A 23,867-nucleotide genomic window follows, 5' to 3' on the forward strand; every position below is an offset into this window, starting at 1 on the left:
AAAACGATTATCTAATTCCATGAAATTAAAGAAAATAAAAAAGTTAATCGGGATAAATAGCGTAATCAGCGGCTGAGCGCCGTTTTAGTTAATGATAAAAAATGTACTTTCCGGTACCCTACGGCGGTTTTTCGTATCATTGAGAGCTAATCATGACCACCACCCTGTTTAAAGATTTCACCTTCGAAGCCGCCCACCGCCTGCCGCATGTACCGGCCGGGCATAAATGTGGCCGTCTGCACGGTCATTCGTTCATGGTGCGACTCGAAATTACCGGTGAAGTCGATCCGCACACAGGTTGGATCATCGATTTCGCCGAACTCAAAGCGGCGTTCAAACCGACCTACGATCGTCTGGATCACTACTATCTGAACGATATCCCTGGTCTGGAGAATCCGACCAGCGAAGTGCTGGCGCACTGGATTTGGGACCAGGTTAAACCTGTCGTCCCTCTGCTAAGCGCGGTGATGGTGAAAGAAACCTGCACAGCGGGCTGCATTTATCGCGGCGAGTGATTTTTGCTTTTTGCCGGGTGGCGGCTTCGCCTTACCCGGCCTACAAAACCCGTCGTCCTTTTAGGCCGGATAAGCGCAGCGCCATCCGGCTTTTAAGTCACGCGATATTCAGATATTTGTGCGTCTGCATGGAGAGACGCCAGTTGCGGGCGATACAGGTTTCAATGCACAGACGCGTCGCGTCTTCTTTCTGACTGATAGGCTGCAGAGCAATAATGCGCGGTTTATCATCGGTCAATGTGGCCAGCAGTTCATCCAGCGCTTCGATATCGCGAACCCGCCCAACCGGATGCTTGATTTCATTGGCTCGCTCCAGCGCCTGTGAGAGCACGTCATAGCCACCACGCATATTCACTTTCGGAGAAACCGTCACCCAGGTGTTGGTCGAACAGCGGACTTCGTGGGTGCCGCTGGTCTCAATCTGGCAGCTGAAACCGTTCTTTTCCAGTAACTCGGTGAGCGGCATCAAATCATGAATGCAGGGTTCACCGCCGGTAATCACCACATGACGTGCGGTATAACCCTGTCGGCCAATTACCGCCAGCAGATCTTCGCTGCTCGCCGCGCCCCATTTGTCGCTCTCTTTGGTTTTCGCCAGGATGCTATACAGGGAAACTTCCCGATCCTCAAGCTTATCCCAGGTGTGTTTGGTGTCGCACCAGGCACAGCCAACCGGGCATCCCTGTAAACGAATAAAAATGGCGGGGACACCGGTAAAATAACCCTCACCTTGCAGGGTCTGGAACATCTCGTTAATCGGGTACTGCATAATCATCTCAATGTGGGGATAAACGATAATTATCGCAGATCCCCGCCAAAGTATCATGCCCCATCGGTGCTTTAGGCTGTGATTGCCGCAATAAAGCGCTCTGTGATCTGCTGCGGACGAGTGATCGCACCACCCACCACAACGGTATGTGCGCCTAACGCAAGACAGCGCGCTGCCAGCTCCGGCGTCTCGACATTCCCTTCCGCCACCACCGGAACCGTCACGGCTGCCAGCACATCGCGTAAAAAGCCGCAGTCATTCTCCGGTAAGCGGTGGCCTGCCGTCTCTGCGGTGTAGCCATAGAGCGTGGTCCCTACGCAGTCGAACCCCAGTGCCTGCGCCGTGACCGCCTCTTCTACGCTGGCAATATCCGCCATCAGTAAAACTGCCGGATAGCGGGAACGGATCTGCGCAACCAGCGCTTCCAGCGTTTGACCCTGCGGGCGAGGGCGCGCTGTGGCGTCGAGAGCAATAATTTCCGGTCCCACGCTCATCAGCTCATCCACTTCTTTCATCGTGGCAGTAATAAATACCTCGCTGTCCGGGTAATCACGCTTGATGATGCCAATCACCGGTAAAGAAACCTGCTGTTTGATGGCGGCGATATCCACCACGCTATTTGCGCGGATCGCCACCGCTCCGCCTTGTGCTGCCGCCAGCGCCATGCGCGACATAATAAACGGGCTGTGTAAGGGTTCATGTTCCAGCGCCTGGCAGGAGACGACTAACTTGCCTTTCAGGTTATCCAGTACAGTTTTCATTGCGATAATGTCTCTTCAATTTCATTTTTGATGATCGTGACGTGCGGGCCATAAATGACCTGGACCCCGTTACCACGCAGGATGACGCCACGCGCGCCGGTCGCTTTCAATGCCGCTTCATCCACCTTTGCGCCCTCTTTGACCGTGACGCGCAAACGCGTTGCACAGCAGTCCACCTCTTCAAGGTTGTCTTTGCCGCCCAATCCGGCAATCACTGCCGCCGCGCGTTCGCTTTGCGGGAGCACACTTTCTACTGTTGTCTCTTTCTCACGCCCCGGCGTCAGAAAACCAAAGCGGTTAATCAGGTAGCGGAACGTAAAGTAGTACAGGAAGAACCACGGTACACCGACCAGCGGTACATACATCCAGTGGGTTTTGGCCTCGCCCTGCAGCACGCCAAAGAGAATGAAATCGATAAACCCGCCAGAGAACGTCTGGCCGATCGTGATATGCAGAATATGCGCGATCATAAACGCCAGCCCGTCGAAGAAGGCATGAATGACATACAGAACCGGCGCCACAAACAGGAAGGAGAACTCAATCGGTTCGGTGATCCCCGTCAGGAAAGAGGTCAGCGCGGCAGACAACAGCAACCCGGCAACCCGTTTCTTGTTCTCAGCGTTTGCCGTGTGATACATCGCCAGACACGCGCCAATCAGGCCGAACATCATGGTGATAAAGCGACCGGACATAAAACGCGAAGTGCCGATGTAAAACTGTTGAACAGCAGGGTCGGCAAGCTGGGCGAAGAAAATACGCTGCGTACCTTCAACCAGTTGACCATTGACGATTTCACTTCCCCCCAGCGCCGTCGTCCAGAAGGGCAGATAGAAGATATGGTGCAGGCCAAACGGACCGAGCATACGCAGAATAAAGCCGTACAGAAACGTCCCCAGATACCCTGTCGCATCCACCAGGCCACCCAGACCAAAAATCAGTTTCTGGAAATGCGGCCACACCACGGTCATCGCCGCGCCAACCAGAATCGCCGCCAGCGAACTGATGATTGGCACAAAACGTGAGCCGCCAAAGAAGCCCAGGAACTGCGGCAATGCAATTTTGTTGAAGCGCTGATGCAGAACGCAGGTCACCAGACCAATCACCACGCCGCCGAAGACCCCCGTTTCCAGGGTCTGGATACCCAGCGTCATCCCCTGCCCGACCGCGCCAGGATTCTCGAGCGCCAGCGTACCGGTCAGGATCAGCAAGGCGTTGATCGTGGCGTTCATCACTAAAAATGCCAGCAGCGCCGCAAGCCCGGCCGTACCTTTATCGGTTTTCGCCAGCCCGACCGCTACCCCAACAGCAAACAGCACCGAGAGGTTGGCAAATACAATCGAGCCCGCGCTGCTCATGATCGTAAAAATGGCCTGTAACCAGCCGATATCCAAAAACGGATAGGCTGTTATGGTGTTCGGATTCGAGAGCGCGCCACCGATCCCCAATAACAAGCCCGCGGCAGGCAACACCGCAATCGGCAGCATGAACGATTTACCGAATCGTTGCGCCTTTTCAAACCAGGCACCCGAGGAGGCACCGCTGAATATTTGCATCATTTTTTCACTTCCCCATCAATCGATGAAAATTTTTACCACACAAATATATAAAAGTGAAAATTATCACCAAAAATCCAGGAAGCGGATCATACTTTTTTAAAATAACTGGCATCGCCCCCCTGCTTTCCGCCACACTAGCCGCAGAGAAACGCATTAAGGATCTTGCATGTCAGAAAATGAAAATCTGCTGCTGAGGCTGCGCCAGGGGGTTTCCGGATACAGCCCGACTCAGCAAAAGCTGGGAGAGTTTGTCCTGAACGATCCGGCAAAAGTGCTCTACCTGACGATTACCGAACTGGCCCGGGAAAGTGATACCAGTGAAGCAAGCGTCACGCGCTTATGCCGCACGCTGGGATGTAAAGGCTATAACGAATTTAAGATGGCGCTGGCGCTGGATATCCAGCAGGGGCAACCCGTTCAGCAGAGTGGCGATGAGATTGATAACGTCGTCAATGAGTCTGTGCAGGCATTGCAGGACACGGCAAAATTACTCGACAGAGCGATGCTGGAAAAAGCCGCGCTGGCGCTGCATCAAGCGCACGCTGTGCAGATCTACGGCGTGGCCGCCAGTGCAATTCTTGGGGAGTATTTGCATTACAAACTCCTGCGACTCGGTAAACCTGCGCAGCTGTTCAGCGACATGCATCGTGCCGCCATGAATGCTACAGCGCTTTCAAAAGAGACGCTGGTGGTGGCGATCTCCAGTTCAGGCTCGACCCGCGATTTACTGCATGTGGTTAAGCTTGCCCGCAAGCGTGGCGTTCCGGTGTTGGTGCTGAGTAATACGCCGCGTAGCCCGCTGGGTTCATTGAGTGATTTCCAACTGGTGGCCGCCAAACCGGAAGGGCCGCTGAGCGCCGGGGCGTTGAATGCCAAAGTCGGGGTAATGCTGTTAGTTGAACTGCTCACAACATCGCTGATTGCACTGGACGAGGGTTACAGCAATGTAAGCCAACAAACGGCCAGCGCGACGCTACCGCTGCTGCTGTAGCGCAGGCATAAAAAAACCCGCCGAGGCGGGTTTTTTCTTAAGAGGTAAGGTTCAGATTACTGACCTTTGATCTCTTTACGACCGTTGTACGGTGCTTTTTCACCCAGCGCTTCTTCGATACGAATCAGCTGGTTGTACTTAGCAACACGGTCAGAACGGCTCATAGAACCGGTTTTGATCTGGCCTGCAGCGGTACCAACAGCCAGGTCAGCGATGGTCGCATCTTCAGTTTCGCCAGAACGGTGAGAGATAACTGCAGTGTAGCCAGCGTCTTTCGCCATTTTGATCGCAGCCAGAGTTTCGGTCAGAGAACCGATCTGGTTGAATTTGATCAGAATGGAGTTAGCGATACCGTTGTCGATACCACGTTTCAGGATTTTGGTGTTAGTTACGAACAGGTCGTCACCAACTAACTGAAGTTTGTCGCCCATAACTTTAGTCTGGTATGCGAAACCATCCCAGTCAGACTCGTCCAGACCGTCTTCGATGGAAACGATCGGGTACTGTTTAGTCAGGTCTTCCAGGAAGTGGGTAAATTCTTCAGAGGTGAAAGATTTGTTGCCTTCGCCAGCCAGAACGTATTTACCGTCTTTGTAGAATTCAGACGCTGCACAGTCCATCGCCAGAGTGATGTCGGTGCCCAGCTCGTAACCTGCAGCTTTAACCGCTTCAGCAATAACAGCCAGCGCTTCTGCGTTGGAACCCAGGTTCGGCGCGTAGCCACCTTCGTCACCAACAGCAGTACCCATGCCTTTAGATTTCAGAACTTTAGCCAGGGTGTGGAACACTTCAGAACCCATACGGATGGCTTCTTTCAGCGTTTTCGCGCCAACAGGCTGAATCATGAACTCTTGGATATCAACGTTGTTGTCAGCGTGCTCACCACCGTTGATGATGTTCATCATCGGAACCGGCATAGAGTATTTGCCCGGAGTACCGTTCAGCTCAGCGATGTGCTCGTACAGCGGCATGCCTTTAGCGGCAGCAGCAGCTTTGGCGTTAGCCAGAGACACAGCCAGGATTGCGTTCGCACCGAAGTTGGATTTGTTTTCAGTACCGTCCAGGTCGATCATGATCTTGTCGATGCCGGCCTGATCTTTGGCGTCTTTGCCAAGGAGTGCCTGAGCGATCGGGCCGTTAACCGCGCCAACAGCTTTGGTTACGCCTTTACCCAGGAAACGGGATTTGTCGCCATCGCGCAGTTCCAGCGCTTCGCGGGAACCAGTAGAAGCACCTGACGGAGCAGCTGCCATACCTACGAAACCACCCTCCAGGTGTACTTCGGCTTCAACAGTCGGGTTACCACGGGAGTCGATGATTTCACGACCGATGACTTTAACGATTTTGGACATTAGATTTTCCTCAGTACAAGTTAAACTAAAACTCCAGACAAACAACGCGTACCTAAGGTACGCGTTGCCGTTCTAACTTTTTACTTCTTACTTCGCCTGACGCTTCTGATGCTCGCTGGCGGCTTTCACAAAGCCCGCAAACAGCGGATGGCCATCACGTGGCGTGGAAGTAAATTCCGGATGGAACTGACAGGCCACGAACCACGGATGATTCGGTACCTCAATGATCTCGACCAACTGATCATCACCGGAACGGCCTGCAACGCGCAGACCCGCAGCTTCAATTTGTTTCAACAGCATATTGTTGACTTCGTAGCGGTGGCGATGGCGTTCAACAATCGTCGGCGTACCGTACAGCTTACGCACCAGACTCTCGTCGTCCAACTGACACTGCTGCGCGCCAAGGCGCATCGTGCCGCCCAGATCGCTCTTTTCGGTACGGACTTCAACGTTGCCGTCTTCGTCACGCCATTCGGTAATCAGGGCCACCACCGGGTACTTACAGTCTGGCACAAATTCCGTCGAGTTGGCGTTGTCCATACCGACGACGTTACGTGCAAACTCAATCAACGCAACCTGCATACCCAAGCAAATGCCCAGATAAGGAATATTGTTCTCACGCGCAAAGCGTGCGGTAGCGATCTTGCCTTCTACACCACGGTAGCCGAAGCCGCCCGGGATAAGAATAGCATCCAAATCTTTCAGAATTTCGACGCCGCGCGTTTCCACATCCTGCGAATCAATCAGCTTGATGTTAACGGTCACGCGGTTTTTCAGGCCACCGTGTTTCAGCGCTTCAATCACTGATTTGTAGGCGTCCGGCAGTTCAATGTACTTGCCGACCATACCAATCGTCACTTCGCCTGCCGGATTAGCTTCTTCGTAGATAACCTGTTCCCATTCTGACAGATTAGCTTCCGGACAGTTCAAGCTGAATCGTTTACAAATATAATCGTCAAGACCCTGAGATTTCAACAGGCCTGGAATTTTATAAATGGAATCGACATCTTTCATTGAAATAACGGCTTTTTCTGGCACGTTACAGAACAATGCAATTTTTGCACGTTCGTTGGCCGGAATCGCACGGTCAGAACGGCAAACCAGGATGTCAGGCTGAATACCGATGGACAACAGCTCTTTTACAGAGTGCTGAGTCGGTTTGGTTTTGACTTCACCGGCCGCGGCCAGATAAGGCACCAGGGTCAGGTGCATGAACAGAGCGTGTTCACGACCGATATCCACTGCCAGCTGGCGAATCGCTTCAAGGAACGGTAAGGACTCGATATCACCGACGGTACCGCCGATTTCAACCAGCACCACGTCGTGACCTTCGCCACCCGCCAGAACGCGCTCTTTAATCGCATTGGTGATGTGCGGGATAACCTGTACGGTTGCGCCAAGATAATCGCCACGGCGTTCTTTACGCAAAACGTCGGAGTAGATACGACCTGTGGTGAAGTTGTTGCGGCGGCTCATTTTGGTGCGGATGAAACGCTCATAGTGACCCAGGTCCAGATCGGTTTCGGCGCCGTCTTCAGTAACGAACACTTCCCCGTGTTGGATTGGGCTCATAGTGCCCGGATCGACGTTGATATACGGATCCAGTTTCATCATGGTCACATTGAGACCACGGGCTTCAAGAATGGCTGCGAGGGAGGCTGCGGCAATGCCTTTTCCCAGAGAGGATACAACCCCGCCGGTCACAAAAATATAGTTCGTTGTCATGCTGAACCTGAGAAGTTAGGTTTAAAAGACGATGGAATAACCAAGACGGGAAAGCAGTATACCCGAACATGACGTACGCCACAAACTTTCATTATTCCTCCTCTTCATCAGGCTCACATTAATATTGGGAGTGAGAAAATAGCCCCTTTGGGCTAAATGTTTTTGACGCAAATCAAGAGCTTGTTATTTAAAAAATCACACAAAACGCCCTTGACCGCTTAAATTCCTTAGAGATCAATTTCCTGGCGTTTTACCTGCTGCCAGACCTCTTCCATGGTTTCCAAATCTACCCCAGTCATTTCCAGACCGCGGGCTGCGACAATACGTTCAACCTCACGAAAGCGACGTTCGAACTTTTCGTTCGCTTTTTGTAACGCAGTCTCCGCTTTGGTGCCTAAATGGCGGGCCATATTCACTGTCGCAAACAGCAAATCGCCCATTTCCTCCTCCAGTTTAGCCTGGTCTACGACGACCTGCCGCGCCTCAAACATGACCTCGTCAATCTCTTCGTAAACCTTGTCGACGACCGGTCCGAGCGTTGTCCAGTCAAAGCCAACATTTGAACAGCGTTTCTGGATTTTTTGCGCGCGCATTAATGCCGGTAAACTGCGGGGAATGTCATCCAGTGCCGAAAGCTGCGCTTTGTCGGCACGTTCTTCCGTTTTGATCTGCTCCCAGCGGGTAAGCACTTCGGTACTGGTATTGGCGCACGCATCGGCAAACACATGCGGATGACGGCGTTCAAGTTTGTCGCTAATGGCGGCGCAAATATCGTTAAAATCGAATCGCCCCTCTTCCTGCGCCATCTGGGCGTAGAACACAACCTGAAATAACAGATCGCCCAATTCACCACGCAGATCGTCAAAATCTTCGCGGGCAATGGCATCCAGCACTTCGTAAGTCTCTTCCAGCGTATGCGGCACAATAGTGGCAAAAGTTTGCTCTTTATCCCACGGACAGCCATTTTCCGGGTCACGCAGACGCTTCATGATGCCGAGCAGGCGGTCGATTTGATTCATGTGAGATCCTGAGAGTTGTAACCAATGTTGGCCTGATAAGACGTCTTGCGTCGCCATCAGGCAAAAAAATGCCGGATAGCGGCTAATGCCTTATCCGGCCTAAAGATTAAAATTAACTTCCGTGCAAACGACGTGCGTCGATCACATCCGGCACCTGGTTCAGCTTACCGAGCACGCGGCCCAGCACCTGCAGGTTGTAAATTTCGATAGTCATATCAATTGTGGCAAGCTGTTGCCTGGTATCACTGCGGCTGGCAACGCCCAGTACGTTCACTTTTTCGTTCGCCAGAATGGTGGTGATGTCGCGCAGCAGCCCGCTGCGATCGTTGGCCTGAACACGCACAACCAGCGAATAACCGGCGGAATAACTTTCGCCCCAGACTGCATCCACAATCCGCTCCGGCGCGTGGGAACGCAGTTCTGTCAGTTGCTCGCAGTCCGCACGGTGCACGGAAATACCACGCCCCTGAGTGATGAAACCGACAATCTCATCGCCCGGAATCGGCTGGCAGCAGCGGGCAATGTGGTGCATCAGGTTCCCGACACCTTCGACCACTACACGGCCATCATCTTTGCGACGGTTCTGCGGCGCTTGCGATTTCTGCTGTAGCTGTTTCAGCGCGGCAGCATCCTGTTCGGCGGCGCTGGGTTTATTGAACTGTGACTGCAGGAAGTTCACCATCTGGTTAAGACGGATATCCCCTCCGCCAATTGCCGCCAGCAGTTCATCCAGCTCGTTAAAGCTGTAGCGTGGCAGCAGGTGCTTTTCCGCTTCCTTCAGGCTGATGCCCAAATGTTCCAGTTCGTCGTCAAGGATCTGGCGACCCGCAAGGATGTTTTTGTCCCGGTCCTGTTTGCGGAACCAGGCATGAATTTTCGACCGGCCGCGGCTGGTGGTGACATAGCCCAGGTTCGGGTTGAGCCAGTCGCGACTGGGATTCGGCTGCTTCTGGGTGATGATTTCTATCTGATCGCCCATTTGCAGCTGATAGGTAAACGGCACGATGCGTCCGCCGATCTTCGCGCCAATGCAGCGGTGCCCCACATCACTGTGGATATGGTAAGCAAAGTCGAGCGGCGTAGAGCCTGCGGGCAAGTCCACCACATCGCCTTTTGGGGTAAAGACATACACACGGTCATCAAAGACCTGGCTACGGACTTCGTCCAGCATTTCGCCGGAATCCGCCATCTCTTCCTGCCAGGCAATCAGCTTACGCAACCAGGCGATCCGGTCTTCGTGACCGGAACGTGCAGCCGCCCCCGAGGCGGGGCCCTCTTTGTACTTCCAGTGCGCGGCGACGCCCAATTCGGCGTCTTCATGCATCTGTCGGGTACGAATTTGAATTTCTATGGTTTTTCCACCCGGCCCAAGCACAACGGTATGGATAGACTGATAACCATTGGGTTTCGGATTGGCGACGTAGTCGTCAAACTCATCGGGGAGATGGCGATAGTGCGTATGCACAATCCCCAGCGCGGCGTAGCAATCCTGTAAACGCTCCGCCACGATGCGTACAGCGCGCACATCGAACAGCTCATCAAACGCCAGCTGCTTTTTCTGCATTTTGCGCCAGATGCTGTAAATGTGTTTCGGGCGACCGTACACTTCCGCTTTCACGCCTTCGGTCTTCATCTCCGCGCGCAGGTGACCGACAAACTCGTCGATGTAATGCTCACGGTCAATACGCCGTTCATGCAGCAGTTTGGCAATGCGTTTGTATTCTGCCGGGTGCAGGTAACGGAAGCAGTAATCTTCCAGTTCCCATTTCAGTTGCCCGATCCCTAAGCGGTTTGCCAGCGGTGCGTAGATGTTGGTGCACTCTTTTGCCGCCAGCACGCGTTCGTCTTCCGGCGCGTCTTTCACTTCACGCAGATGCGCAATACGTTCCGCCAGCTTGATCACCACGCAGCGGAAATCGTCCACCATCGCCAGCAGCATCCGGCGAACATTATCAACCTGTTCAGACGAGACGGAGTCGGTGTGCGTCGCTTTAAGCTGGCGGATTGCCGCCATGTCGCGAACACCATGAATAAGATTGACGATGGACTTACCTACGCTCTCGCGCAGAACATCCTCACTGACAACATTACCATCCGCCAGAGGGAACAACAGCGCAGCCCGCAACGTGTCGATATCCATACTCAGCATAGAGAGGATTTCCACCATCTCCACGCCGCGCCACAGCAACAACTCGGCATTCGGGTGTCCCTGTGTCTGTTGCAGGCAATACGCCCAGGTTTCGGCTAAGCGCTCACACGACGGCTGGTTGGTGATTCCCAGACTCGTGATCCATTTTTTCGGATCAAATTCACCCGCTTTATTAAGATGTGCACTTCTTACCGCAACCATTGTCCTCTCCTTAAGGGACCAGGCCTGCCAACGTCAGCAAACCGTAATTCATTACAACTGCTCAAACAACACCATCGACTCCAGGTGCCCAGTGTGCGGGAACATGTCGAGCATCGCCAGCCGCTTAATTTGGTAACCTGCGCTCAACAACGCTTCGCTATCACGAGCCAGCGTGGCTGGGTTACAGGATACATAAACAATGCGACCAGGGTTCAATTTTATAATATGTTGCATCACGCCTGCAGCCCCAGCGCGAGCAGGATCGAGCAAGATTTTGTCGAAGCCTTCAGCCGCCCACGGCTGCTGAGTCACATCGTCTTCGAGATTCTCGTGAAAGAATGTCACATTGTGTAATCCGTTGCGCAACGCATTTTCACGCCCTTTTTCTACCAGGGCAGGAACGCCTTCTACGCCCACCACATGACGCGCGCGCGTTGCCAATGGCAGGGTAAAATTGCCCATACCGCAGAAAAGATCTAATACGCGATCGTCGGGTTGGATATCCAGCCACTCCATCGCTCGCGCGACCATGAGTTGGTTTACCCTGGCGTTAACCTGGATAAAGTCACGCGGACTGAAGGTTAAGCGTAGCCCGTTTGAATCGTACCAGGGCGCCTCCCCGGAAATCGGCTCAAGTATGTCGCTTTGGGGCGCCAGAAACAGAAACAGTCCCTCAGAATGCGAAAAGCGTTCCAGTTTTTCTTTGTCTGCCGCACTTAAGGGTCCGGTATGACGCAGGATCATCAGCGTGCCATTCTCTGCCTGCACCAGCTCAACATGGCCAAGATGGCGAAGGGCCTGCAGGTCGGCAAGGCATGCCCTAAGACCGGGCAACAAGGCCTCAAGCTGGGGCACCAAAACGGGGCACTGCATCACCTCGACAATGTCACTGGAGTTGGCTTTGCGAAATCCCATCTGAAGATGCTGCGTTTTGGGCTGATAGTTCAGGCTCAGTCGCGCGCGACGACGGTAATTCCACGCAGAACCGGCAATAACTTCAGAAACCTCATTTTTCATTAAACGCGCGAGCGCCGCACTTTTGCTTTGCTGTTGCAGAGCAATGCTGGCATGTTGTTGCTGACATCCACCGCAGACGCCAAAATGCGGACAGCGTGGCGTTTCACGCTCCGGACTCGCTTTCAGACGACGTTTAACCTGGGCGCGGGCGTACTGTTTTTTATCTTCGGTAATAACGACTTCAGCGCTTTCTTGCGGCAGCAATCCCGGGATAAACAAGGCTTTTCCATTGTGGCGAGCAACGCCCTGGCCAAAGGGATCCAGGTCATTGACTGTAACGGTTATGATCTGACGCGTCGTCACGCGTCGTTTTGCAGAGTAGAATTGCGCCATTGACGAGATTTTTCTCAATTTAACAGTGTGACCCTAATTGTCCCATAACGGAACTCCATGACCAACTACAGCCTGCGCGCACGCATGATGATTCTGATCCTGGCACCGACTGTCCTTATTGGTTTACTGCTCAGTATCTTTTTCGTCGTGCATCGCTATCACGACTTGCAGCGTCAACTGGAAGATGCCGGTGCCAGCATTATCGAACCCCTTGCTGTCTCCAGCGAATATGGCATGAATCTGCAGAACCGCGAATCCATCGGTCAGTTGATCAGTGTCCTGCATCGCCGTCATTCCGATATTGTGCGGGCGATTTCGGTCTTTGATGAAAACAATCGGCTGTTCGTCACCTCGAATTTTCACCTCGATCCGACAGACATGCAGCTCGCCACTGGCGCACCCTTCCCCCGCAGGCTAAGTGTGACCCGCCACGGGGATATCATGATCCTTCGCACGCCCATTATTTCCGAGAGCTATTCGCCGGATGAGTCTGCGGTGAGCGACGCCAAAAACACCAAAAACATGTTGGGATATGTGGCGCTGGAACTGGATCTTCGCTCGGTGCGGCTACAGCAGTACAAAGAAATCTTTATTTCCAGCGTCATGATGCTGTTTTGCATCGGCATCGCGTTAATTTTCGGCTGGCGGCTGATGCGCGACGTCACCGGTCCTATTCGTAATATGGTGAATACCGTTGACAGGATCCGCCGTGGGCAGCTCGACAGTCGCGTTGAAGGATTCATGCTCGGCGAGCTGGATATGCTGAAAAATGGCATCAACTCGATGGCCATGTCGCTTGCGGCTTATCATGAAGAGATGCAGCACAACATTGATCAGGCGACCTCGGACCTGCGTGAAACGCTGGAACAGATGGAGATCCAGAACGTTGAACTGGACCTGGCGAAAAAACGCGCCCAGGAGGCCGCACGCATTAAGTCTGAGTTTCTGGCGAACATGTCCCACGAACTGCGTACCCCGCTCAATGGCGTTATTGGCTTTACCCGTCTGACGTTAAAAACCGAGTTAAACCCAACCCAGCGCGATCACCTGAATACCATTGAACGTTCGGCGAATAATCTGCTGGCGATCATTAATGATGTGCTCGACTTCTCCAAGCTGGAAGCAGGCAAACTGATACTGGAGAGTATTCCCTTCCCGCTGCGTAATGCGCTCGACGAAGTCGTGACCCTCTTAGCCCATTCCTCGCACGATAAAGGGCTGGAGCTGACGCTCAATATTAAAAATGACGTGCCAGACAACGTCATTGGCGATCCGCTGCGTTTACAGCAAGTGATCACCAATCTGGTGGGGAACGCCATTAAATTCACCGAAAGCGGTAATATCGATATTCTGGTGGAGAAACGCGCGCTCAGTAACACCAAGGTGCAGATTGAAGTGCAGATCCGCGATACCGGTATCGGTATTCCTGAACGCGATCAGTCGCGGTTGTTCCAGGCATTCCGCCAGGCTGACGCCAGCATTTCGCGCCGCCACGGGGGAACCGGGTTAGGGCTGGTGATTACGCAAAAACTGGTCAACGAAATGGGTGGGGATATCTCGTTCCACAGCCAGCCTAATCGCGGCTCCACCTTCTGGTTCCACATCAATCTCGATCTCAACCCTAACGTTATCAGCGATGGTCCCTCGACCCGCTGTCTGGCGGGTAAACGTCTGGCGTATGTCGAACCTAATGCCACCGCCGCACAATGCACCCTGGATCTGCTGAGTGATACGCCGCTTGAAGTGATTTATAGCCCGACGTTTTCGGCCTTACCGATCGATCACTACGATATTCTGCTGCTGAGCGTGCCGGTGACGCTCCGCGAGCCACTCACCATGCAGCATGAAAGACTGGCAAAAGCGGCATCAATGACCGAATTCCTGCTGCTGGCGTTGCCTTGCCATGCCCAAATCAACGCGGAAGAACTCAAACAGGGAGGTGCGGCTGCCTGTCTATTGAAACCGCTGACCTCTACCCGTTTACTGCCTGTATTGAGCGAATATTGCCATCTGAATCAAAGCACCGAGCTACTGCCCGTTAATGAAAGCAAAATTGCGATGTCGGTTATGGCGGTGGATGATAACCCTGCCAACCTGAAGCTGATCGGCGCTCTGCTGGAAGATATCGTGCAGCACGTCGAGCTTTGCGACAGCGGCCATCAGGCGGTGGATCGCGCCAAACAGCTGCAGTTTGATTTGATCCTGATGGATATTCAGATGCCTGATATGGATGGCATTCGCGCCTGCGAACTGATTCATCAACTCCCTCACCAACAGCAAACCCCCGTGATTGCCGTCACCGCACATGCCATGGCGGGGCAAAAAGAGAAGTTGCTGAGTGCGGGAATGAACGACTATCTGGCTAAACCGATTGAAGAAGAGAAGCTCTACAACCTGCTGCTGCGCTACAAGCCAGGAACGGGAGTGATAAACCGACCACAGGTACCCGAACCGGCCGAATTTATCTTCAACCCGAATGCCACGCTCGACTGGCAACTGGCGCTCAGGCAGGCTGCCGGAAAATCCTCCCTGGCGCGGGATATGCTGCAAATGTTGCTCGACTTCTTGCCAGAGGTTCGCAATAAGATTGAAGAGCAACTGGTCGGCGAAAACCCGGAAGGCCTTGTTGATTTAATCCACAAATTGCATGGTAGCTGCGGTTACAGCGGCGTACCGCGCATGAAAAGCCTTTGCCAGTTCATTGAGCAACAACTGCGTAGCGGGATCAAAGAAGAAGAGCTGGAGCCGGAACTGCTGGAGCTGCTCGATGAAATGGATAACGTTGCGCGGGAAGCCAAAAAGATGCTGGGATAAAACGCCAGGACCGAATGGCAATGCGTCTTATCTGGCCTGATGGCTCGCATGCCCAGGCCAGATAAGCGAGTCTCAACAGACACTCAGCGTATAAGCTGCCCCAGCCTGATGGTCGCAGCCACGTTTCTTGCGGTCATCCGCACATTCTCGGCGGCATTTTTCAGCGCATCATCGAGTGTGCAAATGTTATAAATCACACTAAACACGGCATCAATGCCATGCTGATGCACCACACCGACATCCGCCGTTAAACTCCCGGCAATGCCGATCACCGGCTTATTGTAGCGTTTCGCGACGCTGGCAACGCCGACGGGGACTTTGCCGTGAACCGTCTGGCTGTCGATCCGCCCTTCCCCGGTAATCACCAAATCTGCATCGACGACACAGGCATCCAGCTGCAGGGCATCGGTCACTATCTCAATCCCTCTGCGCAATTCAGCACCGCAAAACGCGTACAGCGCCGCGCCCATTCCGCCCGCCGCGCCGCCGCCGGCCAGCCCGGAGACATCAACATTGAGATCGCGGGCAATCAACTGCGCGTAATGCGCCAGTGCCTTATCCAGGCGTACGATCATTTCCGGTGTCGCCCCTTTCTGCGGACCAAAAACAGCCGACGCGCCCTCGTTTCCGGTCAATGGATTGGTCACATCGCACGCCACTTCAATGCGGCACGCGGCAAGGCGCGTATCCAGTTGGCCGATCTCGATCTGCGCGAGCGTTTCCAGCGCTGCGCCGCCCGGCACTATTTCGTTTTGTTGGGAATCCAGTAATCTCGCGCCCAGCGCCTGCATCATGCCCGCGCCGCCATCATTCGTGGCGCTGCCGCCAATACCGATAATGATATGTTCGACGCCCGCATCTAAGGCGTGTCGAATAAGCTCACCCGTCCCCCACGAGGTCGTTTTTAGCGGATCGCGCAGTCCTGATGGGACGAGTTCCAGACCGCTGGCAGCAGCCATTTCGATGAAGGCCGAGCGCTCATCGCCAGACAATCCGTAAAATGCGTCAACAGGTTTACCCAGAGGTCCCGTCACGTTAACACGAACAATACGACCCGCCGTCGCCTCCACCATGGCCTCAACCGTTCCTTCTCCACCGTCAGCAACCGGAATCTTCACGTAATCCGCATCAGGCCAGATTTCGCGAAACCCCTGCTCGATGGCGGTCGCCACTTCAAGAGCACTCAAACTTTCCTTATATGAGTCCGGCGCGATCACTATTTTCATAAAGCATCCTTAATGCATGTTGACTCTGTTAAGCATACACCGAGAGAAGAACCGCCTCTCATGGGAGCGGTACCATAACTCTTAGCGTACCATGCACGGGCGCTTGTTGTCGAATGTCCAGTTAGGGATCAGGTACTGCATTCCCATAGCATCATCGCGCCCCCAGACCGTGTCGCTGATACAACTCGTGCGCTTTCATCACCTGGCCCATACCGCCTTTAATTTCAAACGGTTCTTTGGTCAGGCGTTGATTACCTTCCTGCCAAATCCAGTGCGTATCGATCGCCGTTATCTTACCTGGCGCCGCCGCTTTTGGTGCAGATGCCTAACGCTCGCGCAAACTGAACGTCACAGGCAACACCTGGCGCATCGCCTTTTGTTGAGTGGTAAATAACAATGAAGAGATGCCCCTCATTGGGGCATGGGTTCAGGAGAGTAACGTGCCCCAGTGTTCAACCCAGGGATTTGATTCGCTTTCAGGTTCAGGATGCTCACCGGCATCAATCAGCAACATTTCCCCCACCCGTTGCGCGCTTTGTTCCTGCAATAACGCATCAAATTGCTTACCGCCGTTACAGAAATTGGTGTAGCTACTGTCGCCCAATGCAATCACGCCATAACGCAGATTTGGCTGGAAACCGAGACTCTCTTTGATGCCCTGGAACAACGGCACAATACTGTCGGGAAGATCGCCCTGACCTGTCGTTGAGGTCACCACCAGAACGACTTTATCCAGATACGGCTGCCAGTCGGTCAATTCGGGATCTTCAAACACTTTCGCGTTATGACCCTGCGCGGTAAGGATAGCTTCCGCCTCCTCCGCAACCAGCAGCGCGTTTCCATACATTGTGCCGACAAAAATACCAATTTCCGCCATGACGATTTTCTCCCTGAATTAAACCTGATGATTCTCATCCTGACCGGAGAGCTCACTAAACTCAACCCTTTCATTCTCAGGGAGAAGTCCGCACCAGCCAAACTGTGATAATGCCTGCATCCAGACGGCGTCCAGCCCGGCACGAATCGTCAGCGGTTCGCCAGTGAATGGATGTGTCAGCTCAAGCTGGCTCGCATGCAGCATCAATCTCTGGCAACCAAAATGTTCTGCGGCACTGCGGTTCTGGCGCAAATCACCGTGTTTGCTGTCACCAATGATGGGATGACGCAAATGCGCCAGATGGCGCCGGAGCTGGTGCTTACGACCCGTTTTGGGATCCAGCTCGACTAAACCATAACGGGTCGTTGGGTAGCGTCCGGTCGCCACCGGCATTTCAACGGTCGCCAGGCCGCGATAATGCGTCACCGCAGGCTGTGGCCCTTTATCATCACGGGCAAACTTATCGGCAATTTTATCCAGCTCTTCCACCAGCGGGTAGTCCAGTACAGCGTCATCCATTAACCAGCCACGGACAATTGCATGGTAGCGTTTCTGGATTTGATGCTGTTCAAATTGCTGCGAAAGCCGACGCCCGGCTTCGCTGGATAATCCCATCAGCAGTACGCCGGAAGTGGGTCTGTCGAGTCGATGAGCGGTAAATACGTGCTGACCAATCTGGTCACGCACCGTTTGCATCACCACGACTTTTTCATCGCGATCCAGCCAGCTTCGGTGAACTAACCAACCGGAGGGTTTATTGACGGCAACCAGCCACTCGTCCTGGTACAGAATTTCCAGCATCAGGCTTTATCGCTTGTGAACAACGCATCCAGTTCCTGCAACGCCTGCAGGAGTATCTCGCGCTGAGGATGATCGGCCTCCAGTGCCATTTCATAATAAGGGGCGATAGCAAAGGCGTCCGGGAGCGGCTGCGCGTTGTCGATCAACGCATGCATACGAGGGATCAGCACCCATTGCAACCATTCGACAGGCGCCATGGTATCCATACAAAAAGGCTGTGTGCTGGTAAACAGGTGAGCTTGTGGTTCGTCCATTCGCCAGTGTTGATGTTCACGCAGCAGAGCTTCAAGCGCATGTAACTGCTGGCGCACACGTTCATGAGTCGTCACGATAAAAACCTCATTGATGAAAAATTGGCGCGAAGAATAGCATTTATAGACGGGCAAATAAAAAAAGGGAGCACTGTATAAACAGTGCTCCCGGTTCGTTTCGCAGCCATCCAGCTACTTTTAGTGCTCCCTGCTCATCCATGACAACTTTTCCTGTGGTCTTGCGACCTGTTCATCCTGAACGTCAGCATCCTGCTTCACACCACCCCAGTGCGATCAACTTCATCCTGAAGTTTCCTGGCCATCCTGACCCACCGAACATCCTGACCGGCTCTCGTTCTCCCTCCTGGAGGTGTCCATTAACGCATCCTGCGCTGTCCTCTTCACTTCATCCTGAAGCCTTTCCTTGCTACACCGTCCTGGTGTGTCCTGCTGAAGTGTCATCATCCTGATGTTCACTTCGGTGTGCGACTCCTTGTCGACAGACATAGAATCGCCTGTTTCGTCATGTCTTACAAGGCACTTACAGGCAATACCTTAAGGATATTTTCATTTGAAAGTGAGCATTCAACAGATAACCAATTGATTATCATTGATTTACTGCGTTAGCAATGGGTTAGGCTTTTACTTATATCCTGGCGATCTCTTACAGGGTTTGTAAGAGATCTCTCACAAAGAAATGGGCGATGGGGATTACAGAAGAGGTTTGAGCTGAGTCAGGAAATCCGCAAGAGAGGCGGCCAGGACAGTACGATTACGCGTGCCCAGCGTCTCTTTGCACACTTCTCCAGACAAATTGCACACCGAAATGACCTCAAGTTCATTTTCCAGGGTAGCAATGAAAAGCGTCGGCGATAACTTGAGACGTTTCTGTGTGACCAGATGACCGATCAGGTTTTCCTGAACGCGTCTGAAATCATCTGCACTCCAGGTTTGCAACAGCGTCAATGTCTCATTGGCAAACTGCGCGGGCATATCCCCGGCAAACTGGGTGGTATAAAAAGCATGAATTGCGGGTTGTATCACAATATCAAAAGCCCGTTCAACCGAGTTTACATTCGCCTCGCCTTCAAAAGGTTGCGGCTGCCAATACACTGCCTCACCGGTTGAAGAAATAACACAGGGTGAAGGAACGCCGTAGAGTTCTTCGCTCAGCGGCCAACTGGCGTTTTTTTCGTGCCAGGCGTCACAATAGCGTGTTGTAAAGGCCTTCAGGGCCTGTGCTGTCTGTTCGTCCACCGATTTCTCTCTTAACAAAAGCAGGATACACTTGACGCATAGTGTATCTGGTTTATGACGGTGAAACATGTCTTCTTATGAAAACCATCAGGCGCTTGACGGCCTGACTCTCGGTAAATCAACTGATTATCGGGATATTTACGACGCAAGTTTGTTGCAGGGCGTCCCGCGCAGCCTGAATCGCGATCCGCTGGATTTAAAAGCAGATAATTTGCCTTTTCACGGTGCGGATATCTGGACGTTGTATGAACTGTCATGGCTGAATGCAAAAGGGCTGCCGCAAGTTGCCGTGGGTCATGTCGAGCTGGATTACACCAGTCTCAATCTGATTGAATCAAAAAGCTTTAAACTCTACCTGAACAGCTTTAACCAGACACGCTTTGAGAGCTGGGAGGATGTCCGTCGAACGCTGGAAAACGATCTGCGCGCCTGCGCCCAGGGTGATGTCAGCGTTGCGCTGTACCGACTTGATGAGCTGGAAGGGCTACCCATCGCCCATTTCCACGGTAGCTGCATCGACGACCAGGATATCGCCATTGATAACTACCAGTTCAGCACCGACTATCTGGAAAATGCCGTCAGTGGCGAGAAAGTGGTAGAAGAGACGCTGGTCAGCCACTTGTTGAAATCTAACTGTCTGATCACCCACCAGCCAGACTGGGGTTCCATACAAATTCAGTATCGCGGCCGAAAAATAGATCGTGAGAAATTGCTACGTTACCTGGTCTCTTTCCGCCATCACAATGAGTTCCACGAACAGTGTGTAGAGCGAATTTTCAATGACATTTTGCGCTTCTGCCAGCCGGAGAAACTGAGTGTCTACGCGCGTTACACACGACGCGGCGGCCTTGATATTAACCCCTGGCGAACCAACACCGATTTCGTGCCTGCCATTGGAAGACTGGTCCGTCAGTAATTTTTTTCTCAATTTTGCGCGTCGGATTCCGCGCGCAAGGTTGTGAAAGGTCATAAGCCGGCGCTATTGTAATCATTAGGGAATGGCGTGTTGCATCCCATAAGGAGTTTACTTGATTACACATATTAGCCCGCTTGGCTCAATGGACATGTTGTCGCAGCTGGAAGTCGATATGCTTAAACGCACCGCCAGCAGCGACCTTTATCAACTGTTTCGTAACTGTTCTCTTGCTGTACTGAACTCCGGCAGTTTGACCGACAACAGCAAAGAGCTGCTGTCTCGTTTTGAGAATTTCGACATCAACGTGCTCCGTCGCGAGCGTGGCGTGAAGTTGGAATTGATCAACCCACCTGAAGACGCTTTTGTTGACGGCCGTATTATCCGTGCCCTGCAAGCCAACCTGTTTGCCGTGCTGCGCGACATTCTTTTTGTAAACGGTCAAATTCATAACGCAGGGCGTTTTCAACATCTGAAACTCGACAGTTCCGTTCACATCACCAACCTCGTGTTCTCCATTCTGCGTAACGCCCGTGCGCTGCACGTCGGGGAAGCGCCGAATATGGTGGTGTGCTGGGGCGGTCACTCCATTAACGAAAATGAGTACCTGTACGCGCGTCGCGTTGGCACCCAGTTAGGTTTGCGTGAGCTGAACATCTGTACCGGCTGTGGGCCGGGTGCGATGGAAGCCCCAATGAAAGGCGCCGCAGTCGGTCACGCACAGCAGCGCTATAAAGACAGTCGCTTTATCGGTATGACGGAGCCGTCCATCATTGCGGCAGAACCGCCTAACCCGCTGGTCAATGAATTGGTCATCATGCCCGATATTGAAAAACGGCTGGAGGCGTTTGTTCGTATTGCGCACGGTATCATCATCTTCCCAGGTGGCGTCGGTACGGCGGAAGAGCTGTTGTATCTGCTGGGAATACTGATGAACCCGGCAAATAAAGATCAGGTTCTGCCGCTGATCCTTACCGGACCCAAAGAGAGTGCGGACTACTTCCGCGTGCTTGATGAGTTTATTGTGCATACGCTAGGCGAGGAAGCGCGACGTCATTATCGCATCATCATTGACGACGCGGCGGAAGTGGCGCGACTGATGAAAAAAGCGATGCCGCTGGTCAAAGAAAACCGTCGTGATACCGGTGACGCCTACAGCTTCAACTGGTCCATTCGTATTGCGCCGGATCTGCAACTGCCGTTCGAGCCATCGCATGACAACATGTCGAACCTGAAACTGTATCCCGATCAACCAGTTGAGATCCTGGCGGCAGACCTGCGTCGCGCCTTCTCCGGTATCGTTGCGGGTAACGTTAAAGAAGTCGGCATTCGCGCCATCGAGGAGTTTGGCCCGTATAAAATCCACGGCGATCGCGAGATGATGCGCCGTATGGATGACCTGCTACAGGGCTTTGTCGCGCAGCACCGCATGAAGTTACCTGGCTCTGCCTATATCCCCTGCTACGAAATTTGCAGGTAGTTCGCATGCCCGGCAGCGCCAGCTGTCGGGCCTCACGCTTTGCCCGCAGAACCAGATTTTTTAGTGATACCAGTCACATAGCAAATTCCCATTCGTTAATTCTGCTTATATTTCCCCTAAAAGCCCGAAAAAAGCAAACGTTTACCTTGCAAGTGAAACCGTGATTTATCACAAAAAATCGCCATTAATCGCAAGAATTCACCAAAAACAGAACAATTTATAGCCAAAAATGGGTATCTCGCGGTCTGCTCTTTCTGGACATATCTCGTTAATGGTAGCCTTCGCGCCCATAAATCCGCTTTGATGATTTTTTGACAGATTAATGGTCCAAATTTACCCACATAAAAGGTGGATTATGGCATTTGAGATCGAGATCACTGATACATTCATAACTTAAATGTATCTTTCCGCCCTCAAATAATTACGGCGAAAAATTATATAAAAATCGTCGCTTAACGAATTTCATTTTACGGTCAGGCTTCTTTTTTATTGGCTAAGTCCAAAAAACTGACATTTAAATTCCTCCAGGAGAAATAGATGGAAACCACCCAAACCAGCACTATCGTTACGGGCCAGACCCGCAGCGGATGGCGCAAGACGGACACCATGTGGATGCTGGGTCTGTACGGCACAGCAATCGGCGCAGGCGTTTTGTTCCTGCCTATTAACGCCGGCGTTGGCGGTATGATCCCGCTGATCATCATGGCGATCCTCGCCTTCCCGATGACCTTCTTTGCCCACCGCGGCCTGACTCGCTTCGTGCTGTCCGGTAAAAACCCGGGCGAAGACATCACTGAAGTTGTTGAAGAACACTTCGGCGTTGGCGCAGGTAAACTGATTACCCTGCTCTACTTCTTCGCTATCTACCCGATTCTGTTGGTCTACAGCGTTGCAATCACCAACACCGTTGAAAGCTTCATGACTCACCAGTTACAGATGTCAGCACCGCCGCGTGCGATTCTGTCACTGATCCTGATCGTCGGTATGATGACCATCGTTCGTTTTGGCGAACAGATGATCGTGAAGGCGATGAGTATTCTGGTGTTCCCGTTTGTTGCAGCCCTGATGCTGCTGGCACTGTACCTGATCCCTCAGTGGAGCGGCGCGGCGCTGGAAACCCTGTCCTTTGATTCCGCTGCGACGACCGGTAAAGGTCTGTGGATGACCCTGTGGCTGGCAATCCCGGTGATGGTTTTCTCCTTTAACCACTCCCCGATCATCTCCTCTTTCGCGGTGGCGAAACGTGAAGAGTACGGTCAGGAAGCTGAGAAGAAGTGTTCCAAAATCCTGGCGTGTGCACACGTGATGATGGTGCTGACGGTTATGTTCTTCGTCTTCAGTTGCGTACTGAGCCTGACCCCAGCAGACCTGGCTGCCGCGAAAGCACAGAACATCTCGATTCTGTCTTACCTGGCAAACCACTTTAACGTCTCGTTTATCGAATGGATGGCGCCGATCATTGCAATGATTGCTATCACCAAATCCTTCCTTGGCCACTATCTGGGCGCACGTGAAGGCTTTAACGGGATGGTTATCAAGTCACTGCGTGGTAAAGGTAAAACCATCGAAATCAACAAACTGAACAAAATCACGGCGCTGTTCATGCTGGTGACCACCTGGATCGTGGCAACCCTGAACCCAAGCATCCTGGGCATGATTGAAACCCTGGGCGGCCCAATCATCGCGATGATTCTGTTCCTGATGCCGATGTATGCTATCCAGAAAGTACCTGCAATGCGTAAGTACAGCGGCCACATCAGCAACGTATTCGTTGTCGTGATGGGTCTGATTGCTATCTCTGCAATTTTCTACTCTCTGTTCAGCTAAGTTCTTAAGCGCCGCTTGCGGGCGGCGCCTCTT

Annotated in this window: 19 protein-coding genes and 1 pseudogene; 6 read left to right on the forward strand and 14 right to left on the reverse strand. The window is 52.8% G+C overall.

Translation table 11 applies throughout. The annotated features are described in order from the left end of the window. Positions 1–152: 152 nt before the first annotated feature. A complete protein-coding gene (queD, locus tag AC07NP_RS20190; RefSeq protein ID WP_203360183.1) occupies positions 153–515 on the forward strand; it encodes a 6-carboxytetrahydropterin synthase QueD in 363 nt (120 codons plus the stop codon). A 97-nt stretch (positions 516–612) separates the two neighbouring features. On the opposite strand, the gene queE is transcribed toward queD, so the two are convergent. The 3 genes from queE to AC07NP_RS20205 form a co-directional block, all read right to left on the reverse strand. After that, positions 613–1,284 (reverse strand): 7-carboxy-7-deazaguanine synthase QueE, encoded by a 672-nt coding sequence (queE, locus tag AC07NP_RS20195; RefSeq protein ID WP_203360182.1) that lies wholly within the window; start codon positions 1,282–1,284, stop codon positions 613–615. Between the two features lie 71 nt (positions 1,285–1,355). Continuing rightward, positions 1,356–2,045: an N-acetylmannosamine-6-phosphate 2-epimerase gene (locus AC07NP_RS20200; protein WP_192613280.1), complete on the reverse strand. Its 690-nt coding sequence runs from the start codon at positions 2,043–2,045 to the stop codon at positions 1,356–1,358. Then, positions 2,042–3,601: a PTS transporter subunit EIIC gene (locus AC07NP_RS20205; protein WP_494661536.1), complete on the reverse strand. Its 1,560-nt coding sequence runs from the start codon at positions 3,599–3,601 to the stop codon at positions 2,042–2,044. Before AC07NP_RS20205 ends, AC07NP_RS20200 begins: the two co-directional genes overlap by 4 nt. A 166-nt stretch (positions 3,602–3,767) precedes the next feature. On the opposite strand from AC07NP_RS20205, the gene AC07NP_RS20210 reads away from it, so the two are divergent. Next, positions 3,768–4,592: a MurR/RpiR family transcriptional regulator gene (locus AC07NP_RS20210; RefSeq protein WP_494661537.1), complete on the forward strand. Its 825-nt coding sequence runs from the start codon at positions 3,768–3,770 to the stop codon at positions 4,590–4,592. A 56-nt stretch (positions 4,593–4,648) separates the two neighbouring features. Here the strand turns inward: AC07NP_RS20210 and eno are convergent, their stop codons facing one another. The 5 genes from eno to rlmD all read right to left on the reverse strand — a co-directional run bounded on the left by eno (position 4,649) and on the right by rlmD (position 12,388). Beyond that, on the reverse strand, positions 4,649–5,944 hold the full coding sequence (gene eno, locus AC07NP_RS20215) for a phosphopyruvate hydratase (protein ID WP_203360178.1): 1,296 nt from the start codon (positions 5,942–5,944) through the stop codon (positions 4,649–4,651). An 87-nt stretch (positions 5,945–6,031) separates the two neighbouring features. Beyond that, positions 6,032–7,669 carry a glutamine hydrolyzing CTP synthase gene (gene pyrG, locus AC07NP_RS20220; RefSeq protein WP_135324499.1) on the reverse strand — a complete coding sequence of 546 codons (1,638 nt, stop codon included), beginning with the start codon at positions 7,667–7,669 and terminating at the stop codon, positions 6,032–6,034. A 227-nt stretch (positions 7,670–7,896) separates the two neighbouring features. Then, positions 7,897–8,688: a nucleoside triphosphate pyrophosphohydrolase gene (gene mazG / locus AC07NP_RS20225; protein ID WP_494661538.1), complete on the reverse strand. Its 792-nt coding sequence runs from the start codon at positions 8,686–8,688 to the stop codon at positions 7,897–7,899. A 112-nt stretch (positions 8,689–8,800) separates the two neighbouring features. Then, positions 8,801–11,038 (reverse strand): GTP diphosphokinase, encoded by a 2,238-nt coding sequence (relA, locus tag AC07NP_RS20230; RefSeq protein WP_203360176.1) that lies wholly within the window; start codon positions 11,036–11,038, stop codon positions 8,801–8,803. A gap of 51 nt (positions 11,039–11,089) precedes the next feature. Further along, positions 11,090–12,388: a 23S rRNA (uracil(1939)-C(5))-methyltransferase RlmD gene (gene rlmD / locus AC07NP_RS20235; protein WP_494661539.1), complete on the reverse strand. Its 1,299-nt coding sequence runs from the start codon at positions 12,386–12,388 to the stop codon at positions 11,090–11,092. 57 nt (positions 12,389–12,445) lie between these two features. Here rlmD and barA point away from each other — a divergent pair, with 57 nt between their 5' ends. Then, positions 12,446–15,202 carry a two-component sensor histidine kinase BarA gene (gene barA / locus AC07NP_RS20240; RefSeq protein ID WP_494661540.1) on the forward strand — a complete coding sequence of 919 codons (2,757 nt, stop codon included), beginning with the start codon at positions 12,446–12,448 and terminating at the stop codon, positions 15,200–15,202. Between the two features lie 83 nt (positions 15,203–15,285). Here the strand turns inward: barA and AC07NP_RS20245 are convergent, their stop codons facing one another. The 6 genes and pseudogenes from AC07NP_RS20245 to syd all read right to left on the reverse strand — a co-directional run bounded on the left by AC07NP_RS20245 (position 15,286) and on the right by syd (position 19,614). After that, positions 15,286–16,428: a glycerate kinase gene (locus AC07NP_RS20245; RefSeq protein WP_494661541.1), complete on the reverse strand. Its 1,143-nt coding sequence runs from the start codon at positions 16,426–16,428 to the stop codon at positions 15,286–15,288. A gap of 81 nt (positions 16,429–16,509) precedes the next feature. Continuing rightward, positions 16,510–16,738, reverse strand: a pseudogene (gene gudD, locus AC07NP_RS20250) (glucarate dehydratase); the annotation flags it as partial. Between the two features lie 117 nt (positions 16,739–16,855). Continuing rightward, positions 16,856–17,305: a flavodoxin gene (locus AC07NP_RS20255; protein WP_203360172.1), complete on the reverse strand. Its 450-nt coding sequence runs from the start codon at positions 17,303–17,305 to the stop codon at positions 16,856–16,858. Between the two features lie 18 nt (positions 17,306–17,323). Then, complete coding sequence (gene truC / locus AC07NP_RS20260; RefSeq protein ID WP_494661542.1) at positions 17,324–18,106, reverse strand: tRNA pseudouridine(65) synthase TruC; 783 nt, start codon at positions 18,104–18,106, stop codon at positions 17,324–17,326. Beyond that, positions 18,106–18,435, reverse strand: coding sequence for a YqcC family protein (locus AC07NP_RS20265; protein ID WP_192613294.1), 330 nt, complete (start codon positions 18,433–18,435; stop codon positions 18,106–18,108). The genes truC and AC07NP_RS20265 overlap by 1 nt, the downstream gene beginning before the upstream one ends. Positions 18,436–19,068: 633 nt before the next feature. After that, positions 19,069–19,614 carry a SecY-interacting protein gene (syd, locus tag AC07NP_RS20270; protein WP_494661543.1) on the reverse strand — a complete coding sequence of 182 codons (546 nt, stop codon included), beginning with the start codon at positions 19,612–19,614 and terminating at the stop codon, positions 19,069–19,071. Positions 19,615–19,681: 67 nt separating this feature from the next. On the opposite strand from syd, the gene queF reads away from it, so the two are divergent. From queF to AC07NP_RS20285, 3 genes are all read left to right on the forward strand, one after another. Further along, entirely contained in the window at positions 19,682–20,530 is an 849-nt protein-coding gene (gene queF, locus AC07NP_RS20275) for an NADPH-dependent 7-cyano-7-deazaguanine reductase QueF (protein ID WP_192613296.1), read from the forward strand. Positions 20,531–20,642: 112 nt separating this feature from the next. After that, the gene (gene ppnN, locus AC07NP_RS20280) at positions 20,643–22,007 is read left to right on the forward strand and encodes a nucleotide 5'-monophosphate nucleosidase PpnN (RefSeq protein WP_203360167.1); all 1,365 of its coding nucleotides are present in this window, start codon (positions 20,643–20,645) and stop codon (positions 22,005–22,007) included. 537 nt (positions 22,008–22,544) lie between these two features. Further along, the gene (locus AC07NP_RS20285) at positions 22,545–23,834 is read left to right on the forward strand and encodes an HAAAP family serine/threonine permease (protein WP_192613298.1); all 1,290 of its coding nucleotides are present in this window, start codon (positions 22,545–22,547) and stop codon (positions 23,832–23,834) included. The last annotated feature ends 33 nt before the right edge of the window (positions 23,835–23,867 follow it).

It is taken from the genome of Citrobacter sp. GW821-FHT07H02 (assembly GCF_059418505.1).